Genomic DNA, 24,378 nt, shown 5'->3' with positions numbered 1-24,378 from the left:
CTCCGGGTCTTTCAGGAACGACTGGCGGATCCGTTCCGCAGGTTCCCCGAGACGTCGCGTTTCAGCGCCTAGCGGCAGATCGCCCCGTTCGCCCCGTTCCGGCTCCGGATGGGCGGTTGCGGCGCCGGTCCGCCGAGCCGGGTATCAGACCGCTTCCGCCGTGCACCGCCGCCGCCTGACGAACGCTTCGACCAGCATGCGTCGGGGGAGCGACGCGATGAGCACGCCGGCGACTATCAGGGCGCCGCCGACGACATCGGGAACGCGCAGCGTCTCTCCGGCGGCGTGTCCGATCAGTCCGCCGAAGACGGGTTCAAGGGAGTAGATCATCGCTGCCCGCGATGACGATACCAGACGCTGGCCCCAGCTCATCGCGAACTGGATGTAGGCGGTCGCGGCGCCGAAGCCGATCACGATCGTCACGAGGCGCGGCGATGGCATCGGCGTGCGTTCGCCCGACAGCATGGCAAGGGACGTTGCGATCAATGCGGTCGTCGCGACCGTCACGAGCGCGATCCGCATCGGATCGCCACGCCCGACCAGGCGCCCGAGCACGACCACCTCGAGTCCGATCGCGAGGGCGCTGGTCAGTATCAGCACGTCGGCGCCATCGAGGACGAAGGAGTACGGTGAGAGACCGGACATCACGGCGACGCCCACCATTCCGCATGTCATGCCGAGCCAGATCGTCGGAGCCGCCCGTTCGCGGAACAGCGCGTACTGGAGGATCGGCACCAGAGGGACGTATAGTGCGGAGAGGAAGGCGACGCGCGCGCTGGGAACCGTCTGGAGCGCGATCGCCTGCGTAGCGTACCCACCCATCGCGAGGACGGCGACGAGGGCGCCGATCGCGAGTTCCCGCAGTGTCAGCGCCCGGATCGCTCCGGGCGCGACCAGCAGAAGCACCAGGGTGGCGGCAGCGAACCGCATCGCCACGAAGCCTAAGGGCCCGGCGTCGCCCATGCCGACCTTCGTCGCAAGGAAGGACGCCCCCCACAGCGCGGCGGCGAGCACGAGGGCGAGTTGCGCGACGAACGCACGGGATGGCGTTGGAGCGGACAAGGAGGACTCCCGACGATGTTTGGTTCCCACCGCAGGATGTGCGGCGGCGAGAAGGGGGGAATACGCGAAGAAGCGCCGTGGGGGTGGCGGAAGATCGCTGGCGATGCCGCAGGATCTGCGGCATGGCGATCCACATGTCGAACAATCCGCGCTCCGACCGCATCGATCGTCGCATCCTCGAGATGCTCCAGCGGGACGGGCGCATCACCAACCAGGCGCTCGCGCAGAGCGTCGGCTTGTCGCCCAGCGCCTGCCTCGCCCGCGTGCGGAGGATGGAGCGTGACGGCGTGATCACCGGATACAGGGCGCAGGTCGACGCGACCCGGCTGGGGGCGTGCCTCGTCGTGTTCGCCGAGCTGACCGTCGGAGCGCACGACGTCGCGACCACGAGGCGCTTGGAGGCCGCGCTGAAGGAGATGCCGGAAGCGGTGGAGGCCTACCAGGTCAGCGGAAGCTACGACTTCCTCGTCAGGTTCCAGGTGCCGGACATGGACACGTGGACCCGTCTGGCGGACGAACTGGCGGATGGCGACCTGCGGGTTATCACCGTCAAGACGACGGCGGTCATGCGCGTGCTCAAGGCCTGGGGAGGCGTTCCCTTGTGACCTGCGCCCGTTGGTTTCCTGGGCAGGTATCGGACGTTTGCACGTTCGGTATCCGTGGGGAACGATCTGCCGGATTTTGCAGTCGATCGATGCTCGGATCGTTCGTTCGGTGGCGCTCGGCTTCGTGTGTCGATCCCCCCACGGTGCGTCGGAGGGTTGACGCGACCGGAGTTCGTGGTCACGTTCGTCCGATGTCAGCTCCCGCGACATTCGAGCGTTTCCGCCACCACGCCGGCCAACTCGCCGCGCGCCGGTAGCCCGGACATCGGACGGCGTCGCCACCGGAGTTCGGGCCTCATTCGATGCGGAAACCCGGGAGACGCGAGCGTGCGCCTCCGACCTCGGACAGCGGAACGCTGAATTGACGAAACGACATCATCCTTCGATCCATCACCATCGGGCGGACCTTTCGCGCCTTTCGGAAGCCCGTACCGGATCAGGGCGGCCTACGACGCTCGTGCATTTGCGTCACCGGTCCTCGTCGGCGCAGAAGGAGGGGCGGAGCCGTCCCGGACCCGTCAGCGCGTTGCGCGATTCGTGCGCCGCCCTCGTCGAGGTCCACCGAACGTGATCGAGGAGATGGCCCGCCACCGATGCTTCGGGGATGACGGCACGCCGGTGCTGGTGGTGGAGCATCGTCACGTCTTCACGTCGCAACAGGGCGACAGGACCCGGGAGCATCGGGGTGCCGCGTGGGCGACGCTGCTGGACGGCGAGCCTGTGCGCTACATAGATCCCGACACGTTCGAGGTCGTAGCGACGGGCGAACTGCTCGCGCACGATCGGAAGCGATGCACCTGCGCTCCCGCCGTGACGATCGCGACGCGGCGCGGCGGCTTCGGATACCCCATGGAGGACGGATAGCCGTGGCGGTCTGGGTCACGCGATCCGCTCCCGACAATCTGCGCACCGCGCGCGGCTTGCGTTCGCTGGGTCGGAAGCCGCTGATCGTACCGGTCCTGGCCACCGTCCGACGCCATCAGGCGTCGTTGGCGGTCCTGCCCGATGCGATAGTATTCACCAGCCTTCACGCGCTCCACCACTTCGCCGGTCGGGACGGCACGCTCGCGCTGCCCGTATTCGCGGCGTCCGGCGTGGTCGCTAACGCCGCGGCTTCGCTCGGCTACGCATCGGTCACCAGCACGGCCGACGACGACGACATGCTGGCGCGGCTCATGGGACATTCCCTGCCGGCGGGCGCCAGGGTCCTGATCGTCTGCGCGGATCGGACCTCCACGTCGTTGCAGGACAGGCTGGAGGGTTTCGGACTCCGGGTCTGGCGGCAGGTCGTCTACGAGATCGCTCCGGTCGACGACGGATCGCTGGCCGTCGCGATGGCTTCCCTGGATCGTATCGCCGGGATCGTCCTGCATTCGCACGTCTGCGCTCAGCGCATTCTTCCGCTGCTAGCCCGTGCTCATTGGCGTGGCGCGCTATGGTGCATCTCCAGACGAACGGCGAGCGCGTGCGACGATCTGCCAGGAGCGACCGTGTGCCGAGCCGCGCGACCGACCGAACGATCGCTCATGACGATGATCGCCGATGCGGCCCCGACCGGACTGTCCTCGCATTCGCGAACTTCCGCGGTGGATCTGGAGACGTGGAGGATGTCGGCACCCGCGCGACCCGCATCGGACCGGTCCGTCGGTAGCAACGACAACGCGGCTTCGCCGGCATGCCCGGAGGACGATCCGGATCCGACAGCCGCATGATCGCTGACGGCCGTCCGGGACCGGACAGTTCGAGACGAGCGTGCCGATGCCATGGCGGAAGTCCGGTCGATCCTTCGGCCGGATGCGTCGTCGCGACCTAGGGATCTACGCGAGTCAAAACGGTCCACGACCGCTTGCCGCATCGAACGAAGCATCTCGCCGCACCCGTTCCATCCGAAATCGCCGAAGCCATCGTCCGAACCCGGCCGGTTCCGGTCGACGACGATCACGACGGCGTATCGGACGATGCCGTCCGAGACCGGCGAAGCCCTCGGCGGAGCGGCGCCGGTCCGGGCGGCTTACGCTACCAGGGACGCTTCCGCGCGGCATGCTCTCCGGACGGCTCTCATGCCTCCGCCCCCCCGATCGCGGCGACGTGGTCAGCGATCGCGCCGGCGGTGGTCCACCAGATGCGCGGGTCGTCGGCTTCGCGGAGGCGCGTCAGGACCCGGTCGAGGTGAAGGGCCCGGTGCGGCTGCCCCATGATGTAGGGATGTAGCGCGATGCCGAGGACGGATGGACGACGATCGCATTCGCCGAGCAGCTGTTCGACGGTGTCCTCGATCAGGCTCGCGAAGGTCGCCGCCTCCTGGTTGCGGGCGATCACCGAGGGGATGTCGTTGACCTCCTGCGAATACGGGATCGCGAGGATGCCCTGACCGTTGCGCGTCCGCAGCCTCGTCGGCTGATCGTCGTGGGCCCAATCGAGGACGTAGTCGAATCCCGCCTCCTGGAGCAGATCCGGGGTGCGATGGCTCTCGGAGATCCACGGTCCCAGCCAGCCGCGTGGCCGGACGCCGATGGCGGCGAACTCGTCGAGCGTGCGTGCGATCATCGCGCGTTCATCGTCCTCGCTCTGCTCCCCCTCGGCCTGCGCATTGGTGCGTCCGTGCGCGGCGATCTCGTCGCCTCGGTCACGGCACGCCTCGGCAAGGCCGGGGCATCGCGTCATGATGGCGCTGTTGACCAGTGCGGTCGTCTGGAGTTCGAGCCGGTCGAACAGCTCCATGAAGCGCCAGGCGCCGACGCGGTTGCCGTAGTCTCGCCAGGCGAAGTTCATGACGTCCGGTTCGGTCTTGGCGGGCGCCAGCTCGGCGCCCATGCCGTCGCCGAAGGCGAACACCTCGTGATTGACGCCGAGATAGATCGCCAGTCGCCGGTCCTCGGGCCAGGAGTAGTCGGGACGCCCGACGATCGGCCGGTAGTCGTAGCGTCCATGATGCGGCAGTTCGCTCATCGCCGTGCGCCTCCCTGATCGAGGACCTGCTGAATGGCCTGCGTCGCGCAGCGCTCGTCGTTCGCCGCCCCGCCCGAGCCGGCGACGCCGATGCCGCCGATCACGTCGCCATCGACCGAGAGGGGCATGCCCCCGCCGAGCAGAAGAAGTTCGGGCACCGTCGTCAGGTTGCTGGAGGTCGGATCGTCCGCGGCGCGCCGTGCGAGGACCGATGTGCTCGACTTGGTCGAAAGGGCGGTGAACGCCTTGCGCTGCGCGGCGATCGTGTTGTGCGGACCGATGTCGTCGCCACGCTGGATCGCGACGAGATTGCCGCCGCGGTCGACCACGGCGACGACGGACTCCTTGCCGATCGCACGGCAGGAAGCGATCGCAGTGCTCACCAGTCGATTGGCGAGTTCGAGCGACACTGTTTTCCGTTCGAGCGGAACCGCCGGAGCGGAAGCCGCCATCGCCGCTGGAAGGAGGGCGAGAATGCTCATCATGATGCGATATCCTTCAGATGCGGTCTTCGGGGCGACGCCTCACGCGACGCCGACGGCGATCAGGGCGGCCCAGCCGACGAGGAAGGCGAGGACCAGCCATGTGCACACGGCACCGCCAGCCCGCGCCGGATTGGAACGCCGGAGGTCCATTCCCATCGGATGGGCGATCCGCGCGAGCACGAAGACCGAGGCGACCACGGCCAACGTCGTACCGCTTCCGCGCGCGAGTTCGATCAGCGCGAGCAGCACCAGCACGAACGGCGCGTATTCGACCAGGTTGGCGTGTGCGCGCATGCGACCGGCCAGCAGGTCGTCGCCGCCATCGCCGATCAGGACGTCGCCCTTCAGGCGCATGCGGACGATCCGCAGCGCCAGCCAGAGGTTGATCGCGCCGAGGGCCGCGGCGGAGCCCAGCGTGACGGGTAGCATCGCGACCATCGCCATCAGTTCCCGCGGTAGGTCGAGTAGCCGTAGGGGCTGACGACGACCGGCACGTGGTAGTGACCGGACTTGTCCGTGACGCGGAACGTCAGCGTGATCTCGGGAAAGAAGGGCGAGGCCGATGCGTCGGGGTACCGCGACATGTCGAACTGGAGGCGGTAGATGCCGGCATCGAAGGACCTTCCCTCCCCGAAGCTGCGAACGCGCCCGTTGGCGTCCGTCGTCGCGGTTCCGACCCTCTGCCAACCGCCGTCTGCGCCGCGCTTGGACAGGACGACGGGCACGGACCTGCCGCCGACCCCGCGTGCGAGATCGAGGACGTGGGTGGAGATTTCGGCGGCGGCTGCGGGCGTCGCTATGGAGCCGAGCAGCAGTGCGAGTGCGATGGTCTTCATGAACGGTCTCCTGATCTGTCGAAGGGGGCGAGGGTGGTCTGCAACCTGGATGGCGGCGTCGAGACGATTTCGCCGCGTTGGACGAGGCGACGATCGCGAGGCGGAGCGGCGACGGCGGCCGACGCGTTGTCGGCATCGACGAGGACGAACGTCGCCTCGTCTCCCGGTCCCATGCCGTAGCGTTCGCGGCCGAGGACGGCTGCGGCTTCCGTGGTCGCCATGTCGAGGGCCACTGCGAGATCGGCATCGGTGAAGAAGCCCGACCGGTAGCCGATCATCGCCGCACGGCCGAGCATGTCGGCATCGCCGTACGGCCACCAGGCGTCGCGTATGTTGTCGTTGCCGGCGAACACGCGGACCCCGGCGTCTCGAAGCAGCTTGATCGGCGGAAAGGCCCGGTTGCCGGGAGCGTTGGTCATGATCGCCACGCCGGCATCGGCGAGCAGATCGGCCGTGCGAGCGGCATTGTCGCGATCCACGTCGCCGAGCGCATAGGCGTGGCTGACCGCGACCGCCCCCCGCATGGCGGCCGCCTTCGTGCGGGAGGCGATGCGACGAAGCTGCTCGATCCCTTGCGGGCCCGGTTCGTGGAGATGGATGTCGATCTTGACGCCGTGACGTTCGGCGACGCCGAACACCACGTCGAGGTGGGCATCGGCGTCGCCATCGAACGCCGATGGATCGAGGCCGCCCACGACGCCGGCGCCCTCCCGGATCGCCGCGTCGAGGAGATCGGCCGTACCCGGGGAGGCGAGGATGCCCGCTTGCGGGAACGCAACGAGTTCGACGTCCACTCTGCCGCGCCAAGGTTCGCAGGCCGCCATGACGGAGTGGAGATGGTCGAGGCCGAGCGCGGCGTCGATGTCGACGTGGCTGCGCATCGCGACGGTTCCGAAGCGATGTGCCTGCGCCAGCAGCGCGTCGGCTCTTTCCCGGACCGGCCGGGCTCCCGCCAGCAGACGCTTCTCGATGGCCAGTCGTTCCCGCAGATCGTCCGCGGGGCGGTGCGGACGCCAGTCGTCGCCGACGAAGCTCTTGTCGAGGTGGATGTGGCCTTCGACGAACGGGGGGAGCGCCAGCAGCCCGTTCAGGTCGACGACCTCCGCGTCCGCGCCGACTTCGTTCGCATCGACGAACCGTCCGGCGCGGACCGCCAGATCACGCGTCGCGCCGTCCCTGCACAGGACGTTGTGGAACAGACGGGGGGGAGAAGCTTCGGACACCGGGCACCTCGTCGTCGTCATCATCAGAACGAAGAAAATGGTCATCCCTTCCGCATTTGCGAATGAAATGTTTGAATGATTGTCATTCGGGAATAGAATGTCGCGATGTTAGATCTCAGACTGCTTCGCACATTCGTCGCCATCGCAGATGCGGCGAGCTTCACCGAGGCCGCCGACCGGCTGCATTCGACGCAGTCCACCGTGAGCCAGCAGCTCGGGCGGCTCGAGGCGGCGGTCGGACAGCCGCTGATCGACCGCTCGTCGCGGCCGATCGGCCCGTCGCCCGCCGGCGAGCGCCTGCTCGGCTACGCGCGACGGCTACTGGCGCTGGAGAACGAGGCGCAGGTACTGCTCGCGGATTCGGCCGGGACTCGCACGATCCGCATCGGTGTCCCGGACGACATGGTGACGGCGGCGATGAGTTCGTGCTTCGCCCGGTTCGCCGAGCGGCACCGCGAGATCCGGCTGGACGTGACGACCGGGCTCAGCCGGGATCTGAAGAAGCGGTTCCGGGAGGGCGAGTTCGACATCGTCATGGTCAAGGAGGCGGTGACCGACGGGGACGCCCGCGCCGGTTTTCCGGAACCGCTGGCCTGGTTCGAGGCGGAACGCGGCGAGGTCTGGCGGGACCCCATTCCGCTCGTCACCTTCCCGCCGGGCGGACTGTACCGGGACGTCATGATCGATCGGATCGAGCGGGAACGCCGGCGATGGTACATCGCCTTCACCGGCAACAGTCTGGGGAGCGTGCTGTCGGCGGTCGAGGCGGGTCTGGGCGTGTCGGTGCTGCCGATCAGTACGACGAAGGCGCATGCCGTCCGCGCCAGCACGATCTTCTCGTCCGAGGACGTGCTGTCGCTCTCCGTGTACGCATGGGAGACGGGCGGTCCGACCGGGATCCTCCTGCAGGAGATGACGACCGTCGCGGCAGAGCGGGCGGTCACGAGCGGGACCGTCGTCCGGAACAGGTGAGCTTGAAGCGCTTCGTCCACGGGAAAGCGATCCGCTCGTCGTAGGACCACTGGGCCTCGAAACGGGGTTCGCCGCGGATCGCCGGAAGGAAGGGTCGCTAGCCGCCTTGACGGTAGGACGACACCGGAGCTGCTACCGAAGGCGATGGTTTTCCGAACCCTGTCCATCGAATGGGGCCGGCCCGTCCGATGGAATCGTCATGATCGAACTTCGCGCGGTCCATCGTCTAGCCATCCGCAGCCGCGAGCACGCAGGCCGATTGGTTGTACGGCTCGTACTTCGTAGTCATTGACCGTCCAGATCGGTCGTGGTCCGCGACCCCGACGATGCCTTCGCGGCGCGATGGATCGTCGCTGCCCATCCGTCGACGGGCGATCGGACAGAACCGACTTGCGTGCCGGTAGCTCGCGACGCCGATCAGATGGGAAGTCCCGGGGGATTGGCGGCGCGGTTCATGCCCGTCTTCACCTTCCCGTCGGAGGGTGTCGCCTGCGTCGTCCCGGGATGACGCCCGTGTCATCCATAACAGACCAACGGAACAGACGATGTGGCAGACGTCGTCGTCCGACCAAGAATGACGCTTCGCATCGATCGCCGAGGACGCCGACGCGTTCCAATCGTCGTCGATGATCGATGGCTTGAGCGACCGTTCGCCGCGCGGCGTTCCTTCTCGTGAACCATCCCGCGTTTGTTCGAGCCGTCCCTACCGCGAAATGGTGCATGGAACGCTGGCTACCCTTCGATGTGGCTGCAGCGGCGAAACGTCCGCCGCCGTCGTTTCGACGATTGATCGCGCCGGCGCTTTGGAGCTATTGACCGGTTGTCCGTCCGCAGGCGGACCGGGGCGTGAGAACCCCGCGATTAACAGCCGAACGCCCGGCCCGAACCAGTTTCGGCCGGGAGGCGGATGCGCATGTCCAAGGCTTCGGCCCAAAGGCATCCGCGCTCGTCTAATCGCGGGTTCTCAACTTCCGGCTCTCGGGCCGGCACCGCCCCGTCGAAAGGGGCGGTGCCGTCGGCTGTGAGCAGCACGCCGGCATCGCCGCGAACGGGGAGTCGCGCGTGGGTGCATCGGACGAGGACCGCGACAGGCGGTCGCGGACCTTCTGGGATTCGCTGGCGGCTTCGTGCGCGAAGCTGCTGACAACGAGCGGGGGCGGGCATGTGAGCTCCGGCGGGAACGCGGCGCCGCCGATCGATGGCCCCGGACCGACACCGCCGGCCACGTCCGCGCCTTCTCCATCGCCCGCCCGCATCGCTTGCACCGTGGCCACCGCGGCCCGCGCGACCGCCGGGGCCGTCGACGCGGCCTGCGCCGCCGACGCTGCCCGCGCCCACGATCGCGGACCGAAGTGCACGAGAACGACCGTCGCGACCATCGACCGCGGAAGCTGTCTCCCGTCCCTGCGGTGCGCTGGACCCCCTGTCCGCTTGGCATGTTCGGATGACCAACCAAGTTTCGGAAGATCGCCGCACGTTCGATCTCGCGTGCCGGGAAGGGGAACCGGTCGTCGAGTTCGACCGTGCGATCGCGTTCACTGCCCTCTCGAAAGTGCCGCTCGGCACCTCGCATGCGCCCGACGCGGATCGCTTTCGCGATGCTTGCCACGCCAGCTGCGCACGGGAAGCCGCCTTCCCAGACCTCGTCATCCGCTGAATCCGCAAGGGGAGAACACCATGTCATTCCACCGATCCGCAGTCGCCCTCGTACTGCTCGCGACGTCGGGAACGCTCGTCGGCTGCACTGATCCGAAGGAGCCGAGCGCGGACGCGTTCCGTCCAGCCCTGGAGACGCTGATCCGCGACCACTACTGCGCGGCGGTCGACGTGATGCCCTACGAGATCGAGGGAGAGGGAGGCGACGCGTCCTTCCCGGTCGTCACGTCGCCGAAGCGGGGCATGGCGGGACCCGGGTCGGACGGTCGATCGGTCGCGATGCTCGACGCGTTGGCGCAGGCCGGTCTCGCGACCCGCACCGAGTCCGAGAGGCCCGCCCGGTGGAAGGGGGCGGAAGGCGCTCCGTTCGTACGCCAGCCGCTGCTCTCGTACGCCCCGACGGAGAAGGGGGCCGCGTACCTCCGCACGATCGAACACCAGGCGACGAGGGAGAAGGTCCAGGTTCCATCGTTCTGCCTGGCCAAGGGCGAGGTCGTCGAAGTCGTCCGCTGGACCGACCCGGTCGACGTGCCCGGATCCACCGTGTCGCGCGTGACCTACAGGTACCGTGGCGCGGATCCGGCGCCGTTCCTCCCGGCGTCGGAACGCGAGGAGGTCGCGCGCACCAGGGAGGGCACCACCGCCTTCGGCTTCGACGGCGGCACGTGGCGTCCGATCAACCGCTGACCTTCGCTCAAGAGGCAAGGTTTCACGACGGCAAGCCGACCCGCCCTCGGCGTCGGCCGCCGCTCCAACGAGGAATTCCGACATGAAGACGTCACTGAACGCCGTAGGAGTCGCCTTGGTCGCGACGATTGCTCCAACCGGTCCCGCGGTGGGGCAGGGGGCCACCGGAGCCCAGCGGTCGGCTCCGGCGCGCGCGGGCCCATCGTCGATGGACGTGGCGGGCGTCCGGCTCGGCATGCCGGTTGCCGACGCGCAGGCGGCCCTGGCCGGGACGTATCGCTGCGAGCGGCCCTCCCGGACCGCATCCTTCCGGCAGCTCGTCGATGGCGAGATCGAACGGCGGCGCGGCGGGAGGCGGTTCTTCGGTCCGGAGGGCGCGGCGATCGACGAACTGGCCTGCACGGGGCCGTCCGGCGAATACATGCGCCTGTTCATGGCCCAGACCGCCGGCGGCACGGTCGTCGATCGCATCGATCTGTTCATCCGGACGGACCGGGTCGATCCGACAGAACTGGTGCGCCAGGTGGAGCGGAAGTACGGGAGGCCGACGGAGGGCACCGCGGCGAACGGGTCGTGGTGCGTGACGCGGTGCGGCTTCGATCTCACCATGGAGCCCAAGCCCAGGATCACCGTCCGGTCGGATGCCTCGTCGTTCAAGATCATGGGCAGCCGTGGGCGGGAGGCCAGGTTGGCGGACGGGGCGGCGGTGACGGAGGCTGCCGCGAAGGCGGCTCCGGCCGCGAAGCGCGGGGCGTTCTGACGATGATCATCGCGAGCGCGCGCCATCGTGGTTCCGACCGCCCCGTACTCGGTTCCGCCGTTTCGATCGGACTCGCGGTCGCGTCGATGACCGGCGCCCATGCCGCGCCGGTCGTACGAAGGGCATCGCCGATCCCGTTGGAGGCGGTGACCTTCGATGAGGCCGAACGGGTCGGCGCGGCCGGAACGGGTTGCGTCTGGCTCGACGAGCACGGTCGGCGGCGCGTGTTCATGGCGAACGATCGAGCCCTGGTCAGGTCCAACGGACGGATCGTCCGGCTCGCCCCGGCGGCGGGCGCGCTCGAGACGTTTCCGTCCGTCTTCCTCGACTGGACCGGGCCCGGCATGAGAATCGTGATCCACGACACGTCGAAGGTGCGCGAGCGTGGAGCGGAATTCGTGGAGACCGAGGCACGGCTGGAACTCGTGCAGGCCGGAAGGAAGCGAAGCTGGCGGGGACGCCTGAACTGCGGATCCTGAGGTCGGCACCCCGCACCTTTCCCCGCGTCCGGACGTCGGCGCCGGCACGCACCCGCGTTTGCTTTGCTTGCACCATCGCGGCTTGGCATCGGTTGGGCGAAGGGAATGCGCCACCGAGAAGGGGTAAGCGGGTGAAGCCGACCTATGGAAGGTCGTCTCGTGATCGCGACGGGACCGATGCAGGATCCCTCCGTTCTAAGTCGATGCCGACCGGCCATCAGCGCTCCGTCGCGAACGAACCCCAGCGCGATCGCTCGTTCCCTCGCCGATGCGGAAGCGCCGTCCACGAGCGCTGCGCGTCCGGATCCCAGCCAGATCGGCCCCATCCGTCGCTGCGAACACGAATGATCGGGCGTACATCGAAGTCTCGGGAACGTTCGCGAATTCCGCGGCTTGACGCCCGCTCGGCGTTGCGGAACCATCGCGCTCGGGGGGATGATGGGCATATTGGAGCGGATGAGGGGATTCGGCAGACGCCGCCGACCTTGCGACGGGAACGACGCCAGGCTTGACGTCGTCCCTCCGCCTGCGAACCCGGGCGCATCTGCGATGAGTGCCCTCTGGAGTTCCGAGGACTATCTGGGACCGAACGAGACGGTCGCCGACGTCCAGGACCACTGGTCGGATCCTGCTTCCACGACCCGTAGGCACGAGGGCGGGGCCGCGATCGCGGACGTGTCGCGATCGGATGGCGGCGCCGAGTTCCCGAACGTCGACGTTCCCCGGCTTGAAGAGGTGGCGGAGTCCGCGGTCGCCGACAAGCCGGACGCTTGGGGCGAGTCCGACGGCGTCGTCCTCGTAGCGGCCGCGGATGTTCCGACCGATCATCGAGCGCGCGAATGGTCGTTCGGCGACGATCCCGCCTTCGACGACTTCCTCGACCCGGTCGAATGGATGGAGAGTGCCGCCGACCGGCACGACCATGTCGATCCGGATCTGCCGTTCTTCGATCCGGGTGCGAGCGCCGCTCCGGTCGTCGCCGACGTATTCGCGGGACGGCACGTCTGGCGCGTCGGTACGAAGGCGGGCATCCTCGCGCTGGCGACCGCGATCCCCGATCGACGGGGTCGTGAACGGGCGGCGCGGGTATTCGAGACCGCGCTGAACGAGGGACGCTGGCCCGAATTCTTCCGTAGCTGGCTCCGTCTGGCTCCGACGCTCGAGTGTCCGCATACGATCGCGCTGGCGGTGGAGCTCAAGGAGCACTGGGACGACAGCCCCCACCTTTGGCGGTTCAGGGATGCGCCTGGGCGCCCGACACGACAGCACGAGGGTGCCCGGAACCAGTTCGGATGGCGGCGCGCCCTAGCGATGGCGGAGGCGAGGACGCACGAACCCGCGTGGCGCATCCTCGACGACGATCTGGTCGCCGACTGGGAGGAATTGAGGGAGCCGTGCCCGGGCTTCTGGAGCCTCGCCGAATGGCTCGAGGTGATGTGTCGTGGCGACGAGGCGGAGATCCATTCGCTGGGCCTGCTCGCGGCGACCGGTCGCGGTCGCCGCGCGCTCCATCTCCAGGATCTGTGCGAACGGCTGGGCCTGGGCAGGACGGGTGCGTCTAGCGGGCGCGATACGGCGCCGGTGGTGGACGGGAACGTCGCTACGTTCCCCTTCAGGAACGATCATCTCCGACCGGCCGCGGGTGCGCGTGCGGGTACGGCCCGGACGGAGCGGCGGGCGCCCACGCCGGAGGAGATGCGTATGCGGGAGGTCGAGTGAACACCAGGACGATGCTGAGACCGGTGGTAGGGACGTGGGTCCGCCTTCGTGGTGAAACGAGGATCGGGCGGGTGCTCGCCGTCAGCGACGACGAACGGGGCGTGGCGCTTACGATCGAATGGGCCGATGGAGAGTCGCGAGAACCTCTCTCGGCGGTGGAGAGCGGCATGCAGCCGGGGTTCGCGGTGCAGGACGTGCCGGCCTCCGTGGGTCGGCGTGGTCTCGGCGTTGGGCGCATCCGCACCGTGCGACGTCTGGCCGGGGTCGATCAGGCGCTGGTGCAGTGGCAGTCCGACGGCCGCTCGATATGGGTGGCGAGCCTCGGGCTGCGCAGACTGATGGATGCGGAGCTGGCCTTCGTCCGCTCCAGGCCGGCGCACGAGGACGCGGGCGAGCGGTTCGCCCTGTGCGTCGTCGGTCATGCGCTCCGGTCCTGGAACGAGGCGACGGGTGCCCTCGACCGCCTGGACGTGGATCCTCTGCCCCACCAGATCCAGCTGGTCCACCGCATCGTTACGTCGGGCAACACGAACTGGATCATCGCCGACGACGTCGGCCTCGGAAAGACCATCGAGGTCGGTCTGCTGCTCGCGGCCCTGCAGCGCTCGCGGGCGCTCCGTCGCATCCTCGTCGTCTGTCCGGCCGGTCTGACCCGACAGTGGCAGGACGAGATGCGCGTCAAGTTCGACCGGGAGTTCATGATCTACGGATCGGACTTCCAGATCGATCAGGACTGGAAGTGGCGTCTGCAAGATGCGGTCGTCGCCTCGCTCGATCTGGTGAAGCCCCGCGATCGCGAGGACGACGGTACCGATCCGAGCACCCATTTCGGGCGGCTGATGATGGCGGGCGACTGGGACCTCGTCATCTTCGACGAGGGGCACAGGCTCAGCCGCACGGACGACGGCAGCCAGACGCTCCGCTTCGTCCTTGGCCGAGCGCTTCGCGCACGCACGCCTTCGCTGGTCCTGCTCACCGGAACGCCGCATCAGGGGGACACCGGCAAGTTCCGTTCGCTGCTGAAGCTCGTGCGTCCCGATCTCGCCGACGCCATCGACGATCTGGAGCTGAACCCCGAGGTCGTCGGCGACGTCGTCCTGCGGAATCGAAAGATCGACGTGACGGACGCCGAGGGGGCGTTCATCTTCCAGGGTCATACGGTGACGCAGGTCCGGGTCGACCCTTCGCCCGAGATGCGCGAACTGGATCGGAGCCTCCAGGCGTACCTCCGTTCCGGGTACCGGGCCGGCGAGCGTCTCGGGGGATCGGGCGGGCGCGCGATCGGCTTCGTGATGACGACGTACCGCAAGCTCGCCTCGTCGAGCGTCGCGGCGATCGAGCGTGCGCTCCGCCGGCGGCTCGATCGTCTCGCGCCCGGCGCGATGGATCCCATGGCGGACGATCTGGCGGGCTGGGACGACGAGGATGCGCCGGACGATGCCGCCGACCGCGACCTCGGTGGACCGGCGGGCGAGTTCTTCACCGACGAGGCGGCGATGATCCGGGGCGTGCTGGCCCGCTGCGCGTCTGCCGCTGCGGCGGACGCCAAGATCGCGGAGTTCCGGCGGGTCTACGACGAGGTGGTCGTCAAGGGCGGACGGAAGATGCTCGTGTTCTCGGAATATCGGGCCACGCAGGACCGTTTGCTCGAGGAGGTCCGGCGGCTGTCCGGTCGCGACGGGGTGCAGATCAACGGTGGACAGAAGCTCGCCGACAAGCTCGCGGCGATCGACGCCTTCGATGGCGACGTCCAGGTCCTCGTGTCGACCGAGGCGGGCGGGGAGGGCCTCAACCTCCAGCGCAACTGCCACGTCGTGGTGAACTACGATCTTCCGTGGAACCCGGCCAGGATCGTCCAGCGGATCGGCCGCGTCTACCGCTACGGGCAGAAGCGGCACGTCGTGGTCCTGAACTTCCTGTCGCGCGACACCATAGACGCCGACATCCTGTCCACCGCGCTCAACCGAGTGGACGCCCTGTCGCGCGAGATGGCGTCGGTGAGCGGGGAGTTCGACGGCCGCTACGCGTCCGAGATCCTCGGCGAGCTCCTCGATCAGCTGGATCTCTCGACCCTTCTCGCGGACGCGGCGGCCGGCGTCGTCCAGCGGACCGATGAGCGGATCGCCGAGGCGGTGGCCCGTGCCAGACGCGCGCGCGATCTGCAGGACGAGATTCTCAGCCGGGCGAACGGGTTCGATCCCGCCGCGCTGGCTCGTCGGGGCCGGTTCGGTACCGGGGACGTCATGCGGTTCGTGCTGCGGATGGCGCCGTACTACGGATACGAGGTCTCCGGCGTCGACGAACGCCGGGAGCGGTTGACGCTGCGGCTGAACGATCGACTGCGCGGACGGCACTCCGAATTCGGGGCCCGGACCGTGATCGAGGCGACGACGAACCGCGCGGCGGCGGCCGCGAGCCGTTCGCTGACGCTGCTGGACTTCGGATCCTCGTTCCTCCGCGAGCTCATCGCCGTCTCCGGCTCGCCCGAGTTCGGCGGCGGGTACGCCTCGCTCGCGCTCGCCGGACGGGCGGGTCGGGTGGCGGCGTTCCTGGGGCGGTGGCAGTCCGAACAGGGCGAGACCCTGGGGGAGGAGCTTCATCTCGTCCACTGTCCGCCAGATGGTCCGCCCTCGACGGACGAGGGCGTGGTGGCGGCGCTTCTCGCCGGACCGGTCGCCAGCGTCGAGCCATCGCGTGCGAACGACGCGGCAGCGCGCAGGCAGGCGCTGGACGGTATGCGGGCGCAGGTCGAGAGGGTGGCTGCACTGCAGGTGACCCGCCAGCGGATGCTCAACGACCTGGTCCTGTTGGCGGCCGCCGACGTGACATGATCGTCGAAGTTTCGCCTTCGCCGTCCATTCGAAGGGTGATCTTCGATCGGTGGGTGCGGTTTCCCCTCAAGCCGGACCGTGGTCGTCCCGCCAAATGCGAAGGCCTGCGTAGGGACGCAGGAGAGAAGTTCGTGCGACATCCATTCGCGGCTTCGGTCATGCCGGCGAAGTGCAAGGTTCGGAGAGCCCGGTCCCCCAAGAGCGGAACGCCGGAATCGACGTCCACGAGGCGAGTTCAGGGCGGGTGCCGTCTTCGGGCTGACCCGTCCCGGAACCTTCGGCTAGCGACGGACGGGTTCGCAAGCGATGCCGTCGCCGTCTCCATCCATGTGAGGTCCGTAGCCGGGAGCGCCGCGACGCAGTGGTGCGGCTCCAGCCCGTCTCGCTTCGGCGCAGTTGCGATAGCTCCATCCGGTCGAGGCGGACGCTGAACGACGGTCGGTGGTTCTGCTGTGGCCGTTTGGCGATGAATGCCTTTTGGGTTTGACGCCGGAAGCGGTGTTGCATCCCGTCGCCACGAGCTGGAACTGGTCCCAATCGGGTTTGTAGACCGCATGCCCTCCAGCCATCTGCGAGCAGGACAGGTCAATCCCGTTGACGCGGACACGCGCGAGCGTGCGCGAGTAGACGTCCTTCCCGATCCGCTCGACCGTCGCTTCTCCCCTCGCCGCGATCTTGAGGGCGGTCCTGGCTGCGAAGGGGTCGCCTGGTGCGCAGTCCCGGCCTTCGCGGCAGTGTCCGGGCAGTTCAGGTGCGTCGATCCCGAGAAGACGGATGGTTTCCTCGCCACAGCGGAGGGTGTCTCCGTCGATGGCGACGAGGACGCAGGCGAGTACGATGAACGACATGTGCGGATGTTCGCTGGCATCCGTGAAGAATCGGTTAGCGTGGACTACTCCTGGGACCAGGGGGCGATCGCTGGACACGGTTGCGCCGGTCGGTCCGGAAGATGGTTGGCTTTCCGATGGATCCGGGAGCGGATGTCGAAGCCGCTTTCGGCGCGCTGATCGCCGATGCGGTGCGTACGGACTTCGGAGACGCCCCGGCGCTCGTGAACACATCGCGCGCCTGACCGGAGCGAACGGGTGCATGGTGCAGAACTGGCTTCAGGCGACGAATGGCCCGAGCGGATCGGGGCTCGTCGTTGGGATGTGCCGTACGGACGAGGTGAAGGCGGCGGTTGCTTCATCTGCGCTCATGCGCGACAACACCGGTCGGTCTCTGGTTGCAGTCGGATGAAAGACGGGGTTACGTCAGAATCCAGATACTACACCTGAGAGAGTTGCGCTATTCGGGGGGGTACGTTGACGAGGCGCCGGTCATCGCTTTCACTCGCTTATGATGCATTGACGGCTAGGGAAGTGGTTGGGTTCCAGGTCAGTAGTCGACTTTTCTGACCGGAAACACGTTTCCTCAGTCGTCGTCGATCCGTTTGAGCAGGCGACCGAGATGAATGGGACTTTCACACAGCATGTGTGGCGTCGCGTCATCGTGGGCGGCGTCGAGTTCGAGAACGCGGAATATCGAGGCGAGAAGGTTATCCTCGGGTCTGGCGGCCTCGCGATGACGGACGCCGAGGCCGAGCAGCGTCCGGACGGCATTCGAGGGCTTGGCGAACACGGACCAGTCGTCGGGTCCGATCCTTGCCGACGCGAAGTTCTCGTACCACCAGTAGCTGACGGCGCCTCGGTGCCCGCGATGCGCGCAGAGGAAGAGGCGAGGCCAGGCATTTGCTTCCGCGTCCGACCAGTTCGTGAAGAGATCGCCGGGCTTCCACCGTGCGAGAAGCGCTCGATCGCGGTCGGACAGCGCGGGGGTGGGGAGGGCGTCGTCGGCCTCGACCGCGCTCAGGCTGGCGATCGCCACGTCGTCAGCGTCCGATTCTCCGGTCGTGAACACGATCCCGACGCCACGGAACGTCAAGGGGTCGGCGGCGATGCGCCGGAGCAGCGTGGAAGGTCGATCGGCCATCGACGGGAGGTCGCGGTGGTTCCTGCGCCCCGCTTTCCAGGCCTCGGTCGCCGCCTCCAGTGCTTCGGTGTCGATCACCTCGGCCTTCTCCGACCAAAGGTCTTCGAACCAGGACGCCGCGTCGCGGTAGGTCGACGATGTCGCCGGGTGGCGGGTGCCGCATTCGACGAGGGTCGGCTTCCGCCCGAAGCCGATCCCGTTGTCCGAGGCGTTCGCGGACGTCACGACGAGGCCCCGGTCCGACATGTAGGCCTTTGCGTGCAGTCCGGGAACGTGACGCAGGCCGTCGTTCGCGGGCGCGCCCAGTCTGACGAGTTCGTCCGGATTCGTTCCACCCATGCCGATGTCGCAGAGGATGCGGGCCGCGCGTGCCCGCTCGGGCGTGCCGAACAGTTCGTCGCAGGCGCCGCGCCCCCAGAAGGCCACCGCGCAGCGGACGTCGTCGCCTGCCAGCACCTCCCGTATCGCCGCGCCAAGGTGTTCGCCTTCCAGGAACCGCGCCATCTCATCGTCCTTCATGGGTGCATTACCTGGTTAGCACGACGGAGGGGCAAGACTCCACGACCCACGCCATTGATGCCGCCACGGCGCCGGTGGCGTGCGGTTTCTCGGCCGAGCGGGAATGCGTCTCTTTCCGCAATCTACTCGACAGAGGTCTTTACGATGTGCCTCCAGGGACGACGTCGCCCAAATGCTCGCAGCGAACCCTCGCTCGGAGACGACCGCCCGATCGCCGGAGGTCCGTCGCCTGAACGGAAGGTTGCGAGGACACGATGAGGAAGTTCGGTGGGCACGGGACGATGTTGCCCCCGATCTCGTCCAACGACGATCACGAGTCGAGGACGCTGGATGGATCGACGAACCAGCGCTATGTCCCATGCAAGGGTCGGCGACGCGGAGGGCCGCCGTAGTTCGCCTTCGCAGCCGACCTCTAGACAGGATCATCGCCACATTGACGACTTCCGACGAGAACGCCCGGCTTTCGGCCAAGCGCGCCGTGGAACGGATCGACAAGCAGGCGGCGTTCGTCTCGACGGAATACGGCACGATATCGCGGTGGCTCACGGCATCGCTCTTCGCTCTAAACGGCGGGGGAGCGGCCGCCTTCATGAACGCGAATGCCGCGGGCGGTTCGCGTCTGGTTCCCCTTAGTCTCTTCGGTGCCGGCGTGGTGTTCGCGATGTTCGGTGCGATGATCGTCCAGGAGACGTACGGGAACCTCGCCGACCTGCTTCGGCGGCAGGATCTCTACTGGAGCCGCGTGATGGTGACCGGGCGTCGGCTCCGATGGGCGGAAGCCCGGTTCAAGGCCTCCAGGAGGCGTCGGTATCGCCGTGCCTGGCTCGCTCCGTTCCTGGGCTGGGTATCGGGAGCCCTGTTCGTCTGTGGCATCGGGGCGGTCGCGCTGCGCTGATCCGGGTACCATCCGACCACGAGCAGCCGTCGCGGAACTCGGCTGGTGTCATCCTCTGCAACTGCCGGTGCTTCGGGGTCAGTCCGTCTTCCGAGCTCCAGGAGCCGAAGATGGAATCTTCCGGTCGGGTTCGACCAGAACGGCGTCGGTCGTCACGGGTTGACGCCGTGCTCGCGCAGCCGACGGCATCATCGGCGGGGGTGCTCGGTAGGGTCGGACACGACCACGTCGATACCTTGCTGACCGATCGACGTCGGCGAGTACGGCCTGCGGCTGCGCTGCGTCGAAGGTATCCAAGTCCAGGCGTCCTGATCGTGTCCCGCGACGATGACGTGCCCGGCCTGCGTCGAGCAAGGTCGAGCCGGACGAAGGGTGTCATGTGCCGACCGGAACGATCAGACGTCCCGACCATGACTGAGCCTCGGGCGTGGCCTGCCGGGCTACGATCAGCCGCTCGGGTTCTCGTCCGCCTTCAGGCAAGAGGACTGGCAGATTCATTGGACGGCGGGGCGGACGGCGATGACGCCGCCATCTTGCTCAATCCGCTTCAGGGTGGCTACCAAGCCCTCTACCCGAGGGCGCGGGCCGTTCCCGTTCCGCCAACATCTTTCGCTACGGTAGGGGTGCGATGTCCTGGAAGTTCGCGACCAGTACGCGATCCTCGACCGGCTTGTGCAATACGCGCATCGAAGACGAAGGAGGCTGGAAGTCGCGGGGTTCGCCGGTGACGAAGAGGACCGGTCGTTCTCCTATCATCGTGATGATCTTCTGTACCGCGGTGGGGCCATGCCCTCCTGCACCGAGACTGACATCGGAAATGATGACGGCCGGCGCATGTCGCGATGCTCTGGCGATGGCGTCATCCTCGCTATCCGCCATGTCGATCGATGACGCCCCAGCGGCTTCGACCAACTGGGCGATATGATCGGCGATCAGCCAGTCGTCCTCGATGATTAGCACATGGCACATGGTCGCACCTCAATGCTTCACATCGCCAAGGGTTCGCCAATCTCGTCGCTTTGCAGCAGATTGTGACAGATAAAGCGCATACCGCTCGTGCTTCTGTCAAACGATGGCCTCGATCTCGAACCTCACGCCGCTCTCCGGGTAGCGGATCGCGGCCTCGCCACGCACGTGTCGACGCAGCACCCGTTCGATCATGCGCGTGCCGAACCCGGTACGCGTGGGTTGTGTCACCGGCGGACCATCATGCTCGGCCCAGCAGAAGAACAGGCGACGCTCGCCGTCTTCCCGCTTAATCGACCATTCGACCACCACACGCCCATCCGGTACCGAGAGCGCTCCGTATTTTATCGCATTGGTCGCAAGTTCGTGAAGTGCCATGGCGAGCGCCAACGTTATCTCGGGCGACACGCGGATGATGGGTCCGTTGGTCGAGAAGCGAGTCCCGTCTCGATCCGTGAAGGGCAGCAGCGCACGATCGACGATGTCGCCGATCGCGGCCCCTTCTACCTCGTCCTGGATCAGGAGCTCGTGCGCTGAGCCCAGACTGGCGATGCGCCCCGACACTGCTGTGGCAGCCTCATTCAAGGACGGTGCGTCGCGCAGCGTCTGACTGACGACCGCGTTGACGGTGGCCAGCGTGTTCTTGACCCTGTGCGTCAGTTCACGGGCAAGCACCGCCCGATGCTCCTCGGCGAACTTGCGCTGCGAGATGTCGGTGGAAAAGCCGGTCATCGCCAACGGCGAACCATCGGCACGATGTTGGAGGTCGCTCTGTATGGAAACCCAACGCTGCTCGCGCGCAGGGGTGAGGATGCGATACTCGACATGGTACGGATCACCATGTTCGATCGTCCGGCGAACCGCAGCCTGCATGACAGGCAGATCTTCGGGATGGATTGCGGCGAGTAGCTCATCGTAGGTGAAGGGCTCGCCAAGCGGACGTCCGAATATCCGCTTACACCCCGATGACGCCGTTAGTTCATGTTCTGGCAGATCCAGCGTCCATGTACCCAAGGCCCCCGCCTTCAGAGCGAGGCGAAGGCGCGCGTTATGCGCGGCCAGGTCGGCATCCCGTTGCGCCACTTCAGCGGTCAGCGCCTCTCGATCCTGTTCCAACTGTATCACACGATGCCGCTCGACGGTGACGTCGATCTGCGAAGCGACGAAATAGCGCAACGATCCGTCGTCGCAGAAGACCGGGGCCACCATCAGCCGGTTCCAGAACGGTGTTCCGTCCCGGCGGTGGTTCAGAAGATCGAGCTCGATCGGCTCGCGCTTGGCGATCGCCTCCTTGAGGCGAGCGACATCGGCCGGGTCGGTCAGCGGCCGTTGCATGAACCGGCAGTTGCGTCCGAGGATTTCCGCTGCCGGAAAGCCGGTCAGCTTCTCGAACGCCTTGTTCACGTAGATCAGCGGGCAGTCAGGGAGCGTGGGATCGCTGACGACCATGGCGATCGGCGTCATGTTGAAGCCGACCTGCATGGGATCGCAGACGTTCAACCCTTTCGCATAACTATCGATCGCCGCTTGCACCTCGGGTGACGGCTTGAATGAACGCATGGGAAAAGGTGAGATCGGCATTCGGTCCAAAACGGGAACGGCCTAGCGGAGCATCGTTGCGACTACAACCCTCGGTCCGGTCATGTCCCTACCGCCCGCGTTGTCTGAGTGCGTCGAGCAGCACGGTCGGCCATAGCCAGCCAAGCCGCCTCCGAACGAAGAAATCGCGCGACGACGTTCGGCAATGTCGTAGCTGCAGCCTGTTCAGCGCATAGCGATGCCTGATCCCGATAGTAGCTTTCCACCATCACCCTCCATGCGTACCGATGCCCGTCGGCCCTTCGATCACCTGACGAACCTTGGTTGCGAGTTCGCTTCTTTTGTACGGCTTCTGTATCAGCTCGAATTCGGCACCCCGTGCATCGACCCGTTCGATCGAAGACTCCGCGTAGCCGGTCGTGAGCAGCACCCGCATGCGCGGTCGACGCCGTTTGATCTCGCGCGCCAGCATGACACCGTTCATACCGCCCGGCATGATGAGATCGCTGAACAGCAGATCTATGTGACCGGCGCCATCGAGCAGGTTCAGTGCCTCGTTGGCATTTTCCGCACGCAGCACGGTATAGCCAAACTCTGCAAGCACGGTCTCGGCATAGTCGCCGACGTCGACCTGATCTTCGACCACCAGCACGGTCTCGTTGCCGCGCTTGTCGGAGAGGGACCGTGACGATGTGGCGCCAACCGGATCGGCCTTGGCGTTCTCGCACGGGAACAACATGCTGATCGTCGTGCCGCGGCCTTCCTCCGATTGGATGCGCAGCGATCCACCCGACTGCTTCATGAAGCCGTAGACCATCGACAGTCCGAGCCCGGTGCCCTTGCCTTGGTCCTTGGTGGTGAAGAATGGTTCGGTGACGCGGGTCAGAACCTCGGGCGACATGCCGGTGCCCTCATCGCAGATCGTGACGGCAACATAGTTGCCCGCTTCCAGCTCGCCGAAGCCCTTGTCGCCCGCCTCGATCGAACGGTTTCTCACCTCGATCACGATCTTGCCGCCGTTCGGCATCGCATCCCGCGCATTGAGCAGGATGTTGATGATCGCCAGCTCGGCCTGCGTCGGATCGATGCGTGCGTTGCAGGTAGTCTCCTGGTGAACGATCTCGACGTCGATGATCCCACCTGCCGTGCGTTCGATCAGCGGCTCCAGCTGATCGATGAGGTCGACGAGGTTGACCACTCGGCCTTGCAGCTTCTGTCGACGCGAGAAGGCGAGAAGCTGCTGGGTCAGCGTCGCTCCACGCTCGGCCGCCTGCATGACGGCATTGATCGAGCGTGCGGCCTTTTTGCGATCGAACTCGCCGCCAGTCTCGATTTGATTGCGCAGTACGTCGCCGAAACCCTGGATGACGGTCAGTAGGTTGTTGAAGTCATGCGCGACACCACCGGTGAGCTGCCCGACCGCCTCCATCTTCTGTGCCTGTCGCAGGCCTTCTTCCGCGTCGCGACGGCGGGTCACGTCGAGTTGGGAAGCGAAGAAGTAGATCAGCCTGCCATCGGCATCGAAAACCGGGGAGACGAACAGCGCATTCCAGAACGCAGCGCCGTTCTTCTTGTAATTCAGCAACTCGACGGAAATCTCCCGCCGTTGCGCGATCGCCCTGCGGATCTCGGCCACCGTGTCGCGATCGGTATCTGGCCCCTGCAGGATCCGGCAGTTGATGCCGACCAACTCATTCCAAGCATACCCCGTCATGTTTTGGAAAGCCGGGTTGGCGAAGACGATCGGGTTGTCGTGCTGGTTGGGATCGGTAACGATCATGGGCATTCGCGTCGTCTTCACCGCGGCGAAGAAGATGCTGTTGCTATCATCGGTCATGTCGTGGTTCGCACCGCCGGCAAGATGCGGCGGTGGGGCGCTGGGCAGCTTCTCGGGGGTTTCGTCAGCCATCTTCGCCCGGCATTGGAGGGGGGCTTGCCCCGAAGCGCCGGCCATGGCGTCATCAACGTTCTCGATCACCGTTGGTTGCGCTGAGGGTGGCGGGGGGAGGCTTCGTGCCGTTGGCGGTGGAATGGACCGTAGGGAGGTCCCGACGCGCCCGGAACAGGGGCCCGGAGATCGTCGCGGACGACCACGGCGATTCTCGCGCTCGTGGAATCGATGGGGCGTTCGGATCGTCCAGCCTACCGCGTCGGACCGTCCGGCGTTCCGCCGATCGGCTCGGAACGCATGCTGATCGCCTCCGCTCCGCTGTGCAGCGGCCAC

The 24,378-nt window shown here is 66.9% G+C and carries 22 protein-coding genes; 11 read left to right on the top strand and 11 right to left on the bottom strand.

Annotation, left to right across the window (positions count from 1 at the left end; all coding sequences use genetic code 11):
* Nucleotides 1-144: 144 nt before the first annotated feature.
* Nucleotides 145-1,062 carry a DMT family transporter gene (locus tag MF609_RS11670; RefSeq protein WP_242416485.1) on the bottom strand — a complete coding sequence of 306 codons (918 nt, stop codon included), beginning with the start codon at nucleotides 1,060-1,062 and terminating at the stop codon, nucleotides 145-147.
* 122 nt (nucleotides 1,063-1,184) lie between these two features.
* Between MF609_RS11670 and MF609_RS11665 the strand changes: the two genes are divergently transcribed.
* From MF609_RS11665 to MF609_RS11655, 3 genes are all read left to right on the top strand, one after another.
* The gene (locus MF609_RS11665) at nucleotides 1,185-1,667 is read left to right on the top strand and encodes an Lrp/AsnC family transcriptional regulator (protein WP_242416484.1); all 483 of its coding nucleotides are present in this window, start codon (nucleotides 1,185-1,187) and stop codon (nucleotides 1,665-1,667) included.
* Between the two features lie 567 nt (nucleotides 1,668-2,234).
* Nucleotides 2,235-2,531, top strand: coding sequence for a hypothetical protein (locus MF609_RS11660; RefSeq protein ID WP_242416483.1), 297 nt, complete (start codon nucleotides 2,235-2,237; stop codon nucleotides 2,529-2,531).
* A gap of 2 nt (nucleotides 2,532-2,533) precedes the next feature.
* Nucleotides 2,534-3,379, top strand: a complete 846-nt coding sequence (locus MF609_RS11655; protein WP_242416482.1) for a uroporphyrinogen-III synthase — start codon at nucleotides 2,534-2,536, stop codon at nucleotides 3,377-3,379.
* Nucleotides 3,380-3,725: 346 nt separating this feature from the next.
* On the opposite strand, the gene MF609_RS11650 is transcribed toward MF609_RS11655, so the two are convergent.
* From MF609_RS11650 to MF609_RS11630, 5 genes are all read right to left on the bottom strand, one after another.
* Entirely contained in the window at nucleotides 3,726-4,616 is an 891-nt protein-coding gene (locus MF609_RS11650; RefSeq protein WP_242416481.1) for a polysaccharide deacetylase family protein, read from the bottom strand.
* Nucleotides 4,613-5,026, bottom strand: a complete 414-nt coding sequence (locus MF609_RS11645; protein WP_242416480.1) for a GlcG/HbpS family heme-binding protein — start codon at nucleotides 5,024-5,026, stop codon at nucleotides 4,613-4,615. The genes MF609_RS11650 and MF609_RS11645 overlap by 4 nt, the downstream gene beginning before the upstream one ends.
* Before the next feature lie 114 nt (nucleotides 5,027-5,140).
* Nucleotides 5,141-5,545, bottom strand: a complete 405-nt coding sequence (locus MF609_RS11640) for an MAPEG family protein (RefSeq protein WP_242416479.1) — start codon at nucleotides 5,543-5,545, stop codon at nucleotides 5,141-5,143.
* Nucleotides 5,545-5,937, bottom strand: coding sequence for a hydroxyisourate hydrolase (gene uraH / locus MF609_RS11635; RefSeq protein ID WP_242416478.1), 393 nt, complete (start codon nucleotides 5,935-5,937; stop codon nucleotides 5,545-5,547). The genes MF609_RS11640 and uraH overlap by 1 nt, the downstream gene beginning before the upstream one ends.
* Nucleotides 5,934-7,205, bottom strand: a complete 1,272-nt coding sequence (locus MF609_RS11630; protein WP_242416477.1) for an amidohydrolase family protein — start codon at nucleotides 7,203-7,205, stop codon at nucleotides 5,934-5,936. The genes uraH and MF609_RS11630 overlap by 4 nt, the downstream gene beginning before the upstream one ends.
* Nucleotides 7,206-7,265: 60 nt before the next feature.
* Between MF609_RS11630 and MF609_RS11625 the strand changes: the two genes are divergently transcribed.
* The 7 genes from MF609_RS11625 to MF609_RS11595 all read left to right on the top strand — a co-directional run bounded on the left by MF609_RS11625 (nucleotide 7,266) and on the right by MF609_RS11595 (nucleotide 16,264).
* Nucleotides 7,266-8,132 (top strand): LysR family transcriptional regulator, encoded by an 867-nt coding sequence (locus MF609_RS11625; protein ID WP_242416476.1) that lies wholly within the window; start codon nucleotides 7,266-7,268, stop codon nucleotides 8,130-8,132.
* A 1,444-nt stretch (nucleotides 8,133-9,576) separates the two neighbouring features.
* A complete protein-coding gene (locus MF609_RS11620) occupies nucleotides 9,577-9,789 on the top strand; it encodes a hypothetical protein (RefSeq protein WP_242416475.1) in 213 nt (70 codons plus the stop codon).
* A gap of 20 nt (nucleotides 9,790-9,809) precedes the next feature.
* On the top strand, nucleotides 9,810-10,475 hold the full coding sequence (locus MF609_RS11615; RefSeq protein ID WP_242416474.1) for a hypothetical protein: 666 nt from the start codon (nucleotides 9,810-9,812) through the stop codon (nucleotides 10,473-10,475).
* A gap of 82 nt (nucleotides 10,476-10,557) precedes the next feature.
* A complete protein-coding gene (locus tag MF609_RS11610) occupies nucleotides 10,558-11,235 on the top strand; it encodes a hypothetical protein (RefSeq protein WP_242416473.1) in 678 nt (225 codons plus the stop codon).
* A 2-nt stretch (nucleotides 11,236-11,237) separates the two neighbouring features.
* A complete protein-coding gene (locus MF609_RS11605) occupies nucleotides 11,238-11,714 on the top strand; it encodes a hypothetical protein (protein ID WP_242416472.1) in 477 nt (158 codons plus the stop codon).
* Nucleotides 11,715-12,263: 549 nt separating this feature from the next.
* On the top strand, nucleotides 12,264-13,433 hold the full coding sequence (locus MF609_RS11600) for a hypothetical protein (RefSeq protein WP_242416471.1): 1,170 nt from the start codon (nucleotides 12,264-12,266) through the stop codon (nucleotides 13,431-13,433).
* A gap of 71 nt (nucleotides 13,434-13,504) precedes the next feature.
* Nucleotides 13,505-16,264: a DEAD/DEAH box helicase gene (locus MF609_RS11595; RefSeq protein ID WP_242416470.1), complete on the top strand. Its 2,760-nt coding sequence runs from the start codon at nucleotides 13,505-13,507 to the stop codon at nucleotides 16,262-16,264.
* 281 nt (nucleotides 16,265-16,545) lie between these two features.
* Here MF609_RS11595 and MF609_RS11590 read toward each other — a convergent pair whose 3' ends face one another.
* Together MF609_RS11590 and MF609_RS11585 are read right to left on the bottom strand one after the other, a co-directional pair.
* The gene (locus MF609_RS11590) at nucleotides 16,546-17,112 is read right to left on the bottom strand and encodes a thermonuclease family protein (RefSeq protein ID WP_242416469.1); all 567 of its coding nucleotides are present in this window, start codon (nucleotides 17,110-17,112) and stop codon (nucleotides 16,546-16,548) included.
* Between the two features lie 565 nt (nucleotides 17,113-17,677).
* Complete coding sequence (locus tag MF609_RS11585; protein WP_242416468.1) at nucleotides 17,678-18,754, bottom strand: phospholipase D family protein; 1,077 nt, start codon at nucleotides 18,752-18,754, stop codon at nucleotides 17,678-17,680.
* Between the two features lie 433 nt (nucleotides 18,755-19,187).
* On the opposite strand from MF609_RS11585, the gene MF609_RS11580 reads away from it, so the two are divergent.
* Nucleotides 19,188-19,649: a hypothetical protein gene (locus MF609_RS11580; RefSeq protein ID WP_242416467.1), complete on the top strand. Its 462-nt coding sequence runs from the start codon at nucleotides 19,188-19,190 to the stop codon at nucleotides 19,647-19,649.
* Between the two features lie 612 nt (nucleotides 19,650-20,261).
* Here MF609_RS11580 and MF609_RS11575 read toward each other — a convergent pair.
* The 3 genes from MF609_RS11575 to MF609_RS11565 all read right to left on the bottom strand — a co-directional run bounded on the left by MF609_RS11575 (nucleotide 20,262) and on the right by MF609_RS11565 (nucleotide 24,132).
* Nucleotides 20,262-20,609, bottom strand: a complete 348-nt coding sequence (locus tag MF609_RS11575) for a response regulator (RefSeq protein ID WP_242416466.1) — start codon at nucleotides 20,607-20,609, stop codon at nucleotides 20,262-20,264.
* A gap of 105 nt (nucleotides 20,610-20,714) precedes the next feature.
* Nucleotides 20,715-22,175: an HWE histidine kinase domain-containing protein gene (locus tag MF609_RS11570; protein ID WP_242416465.1), complete on the bottom strand. Its 1,461-nt coding sequence runs from the start codon at nucleotides 22,173-22,175 to the stop codon at nucleotides 20,715-20,717.
* Nucleotides 22,176-22,422: 247 nt separating this feature from the next.
* Nucleotides 22,423-24,132 (bottom strand): histidine kinase famiy protein, encoded by a 1,710-nt coding sequence (locus MF609_RS11565; RefSeq protein WP_242416464.1) that lies wholly within the window; start codon nucleotides 24,130-24,132, stop codon nucleotides 22,423-22,425.
* Nucleotides 24,133-24,378: the final 246 nt, after the last annotated feature.

Source organism: Sphingomonas panni (genome assembly GCF_022664435.1).
Lineage (GTDB): Bacteria > Pseudomonadota > Alphaproteobacteria > Sphingomonadales > Sphingomonadaceae > Sphingomonas > Sphingomonas panni.
This window is presented reverse-complemented; position numbering and strand designations above follow the sequence as displayed.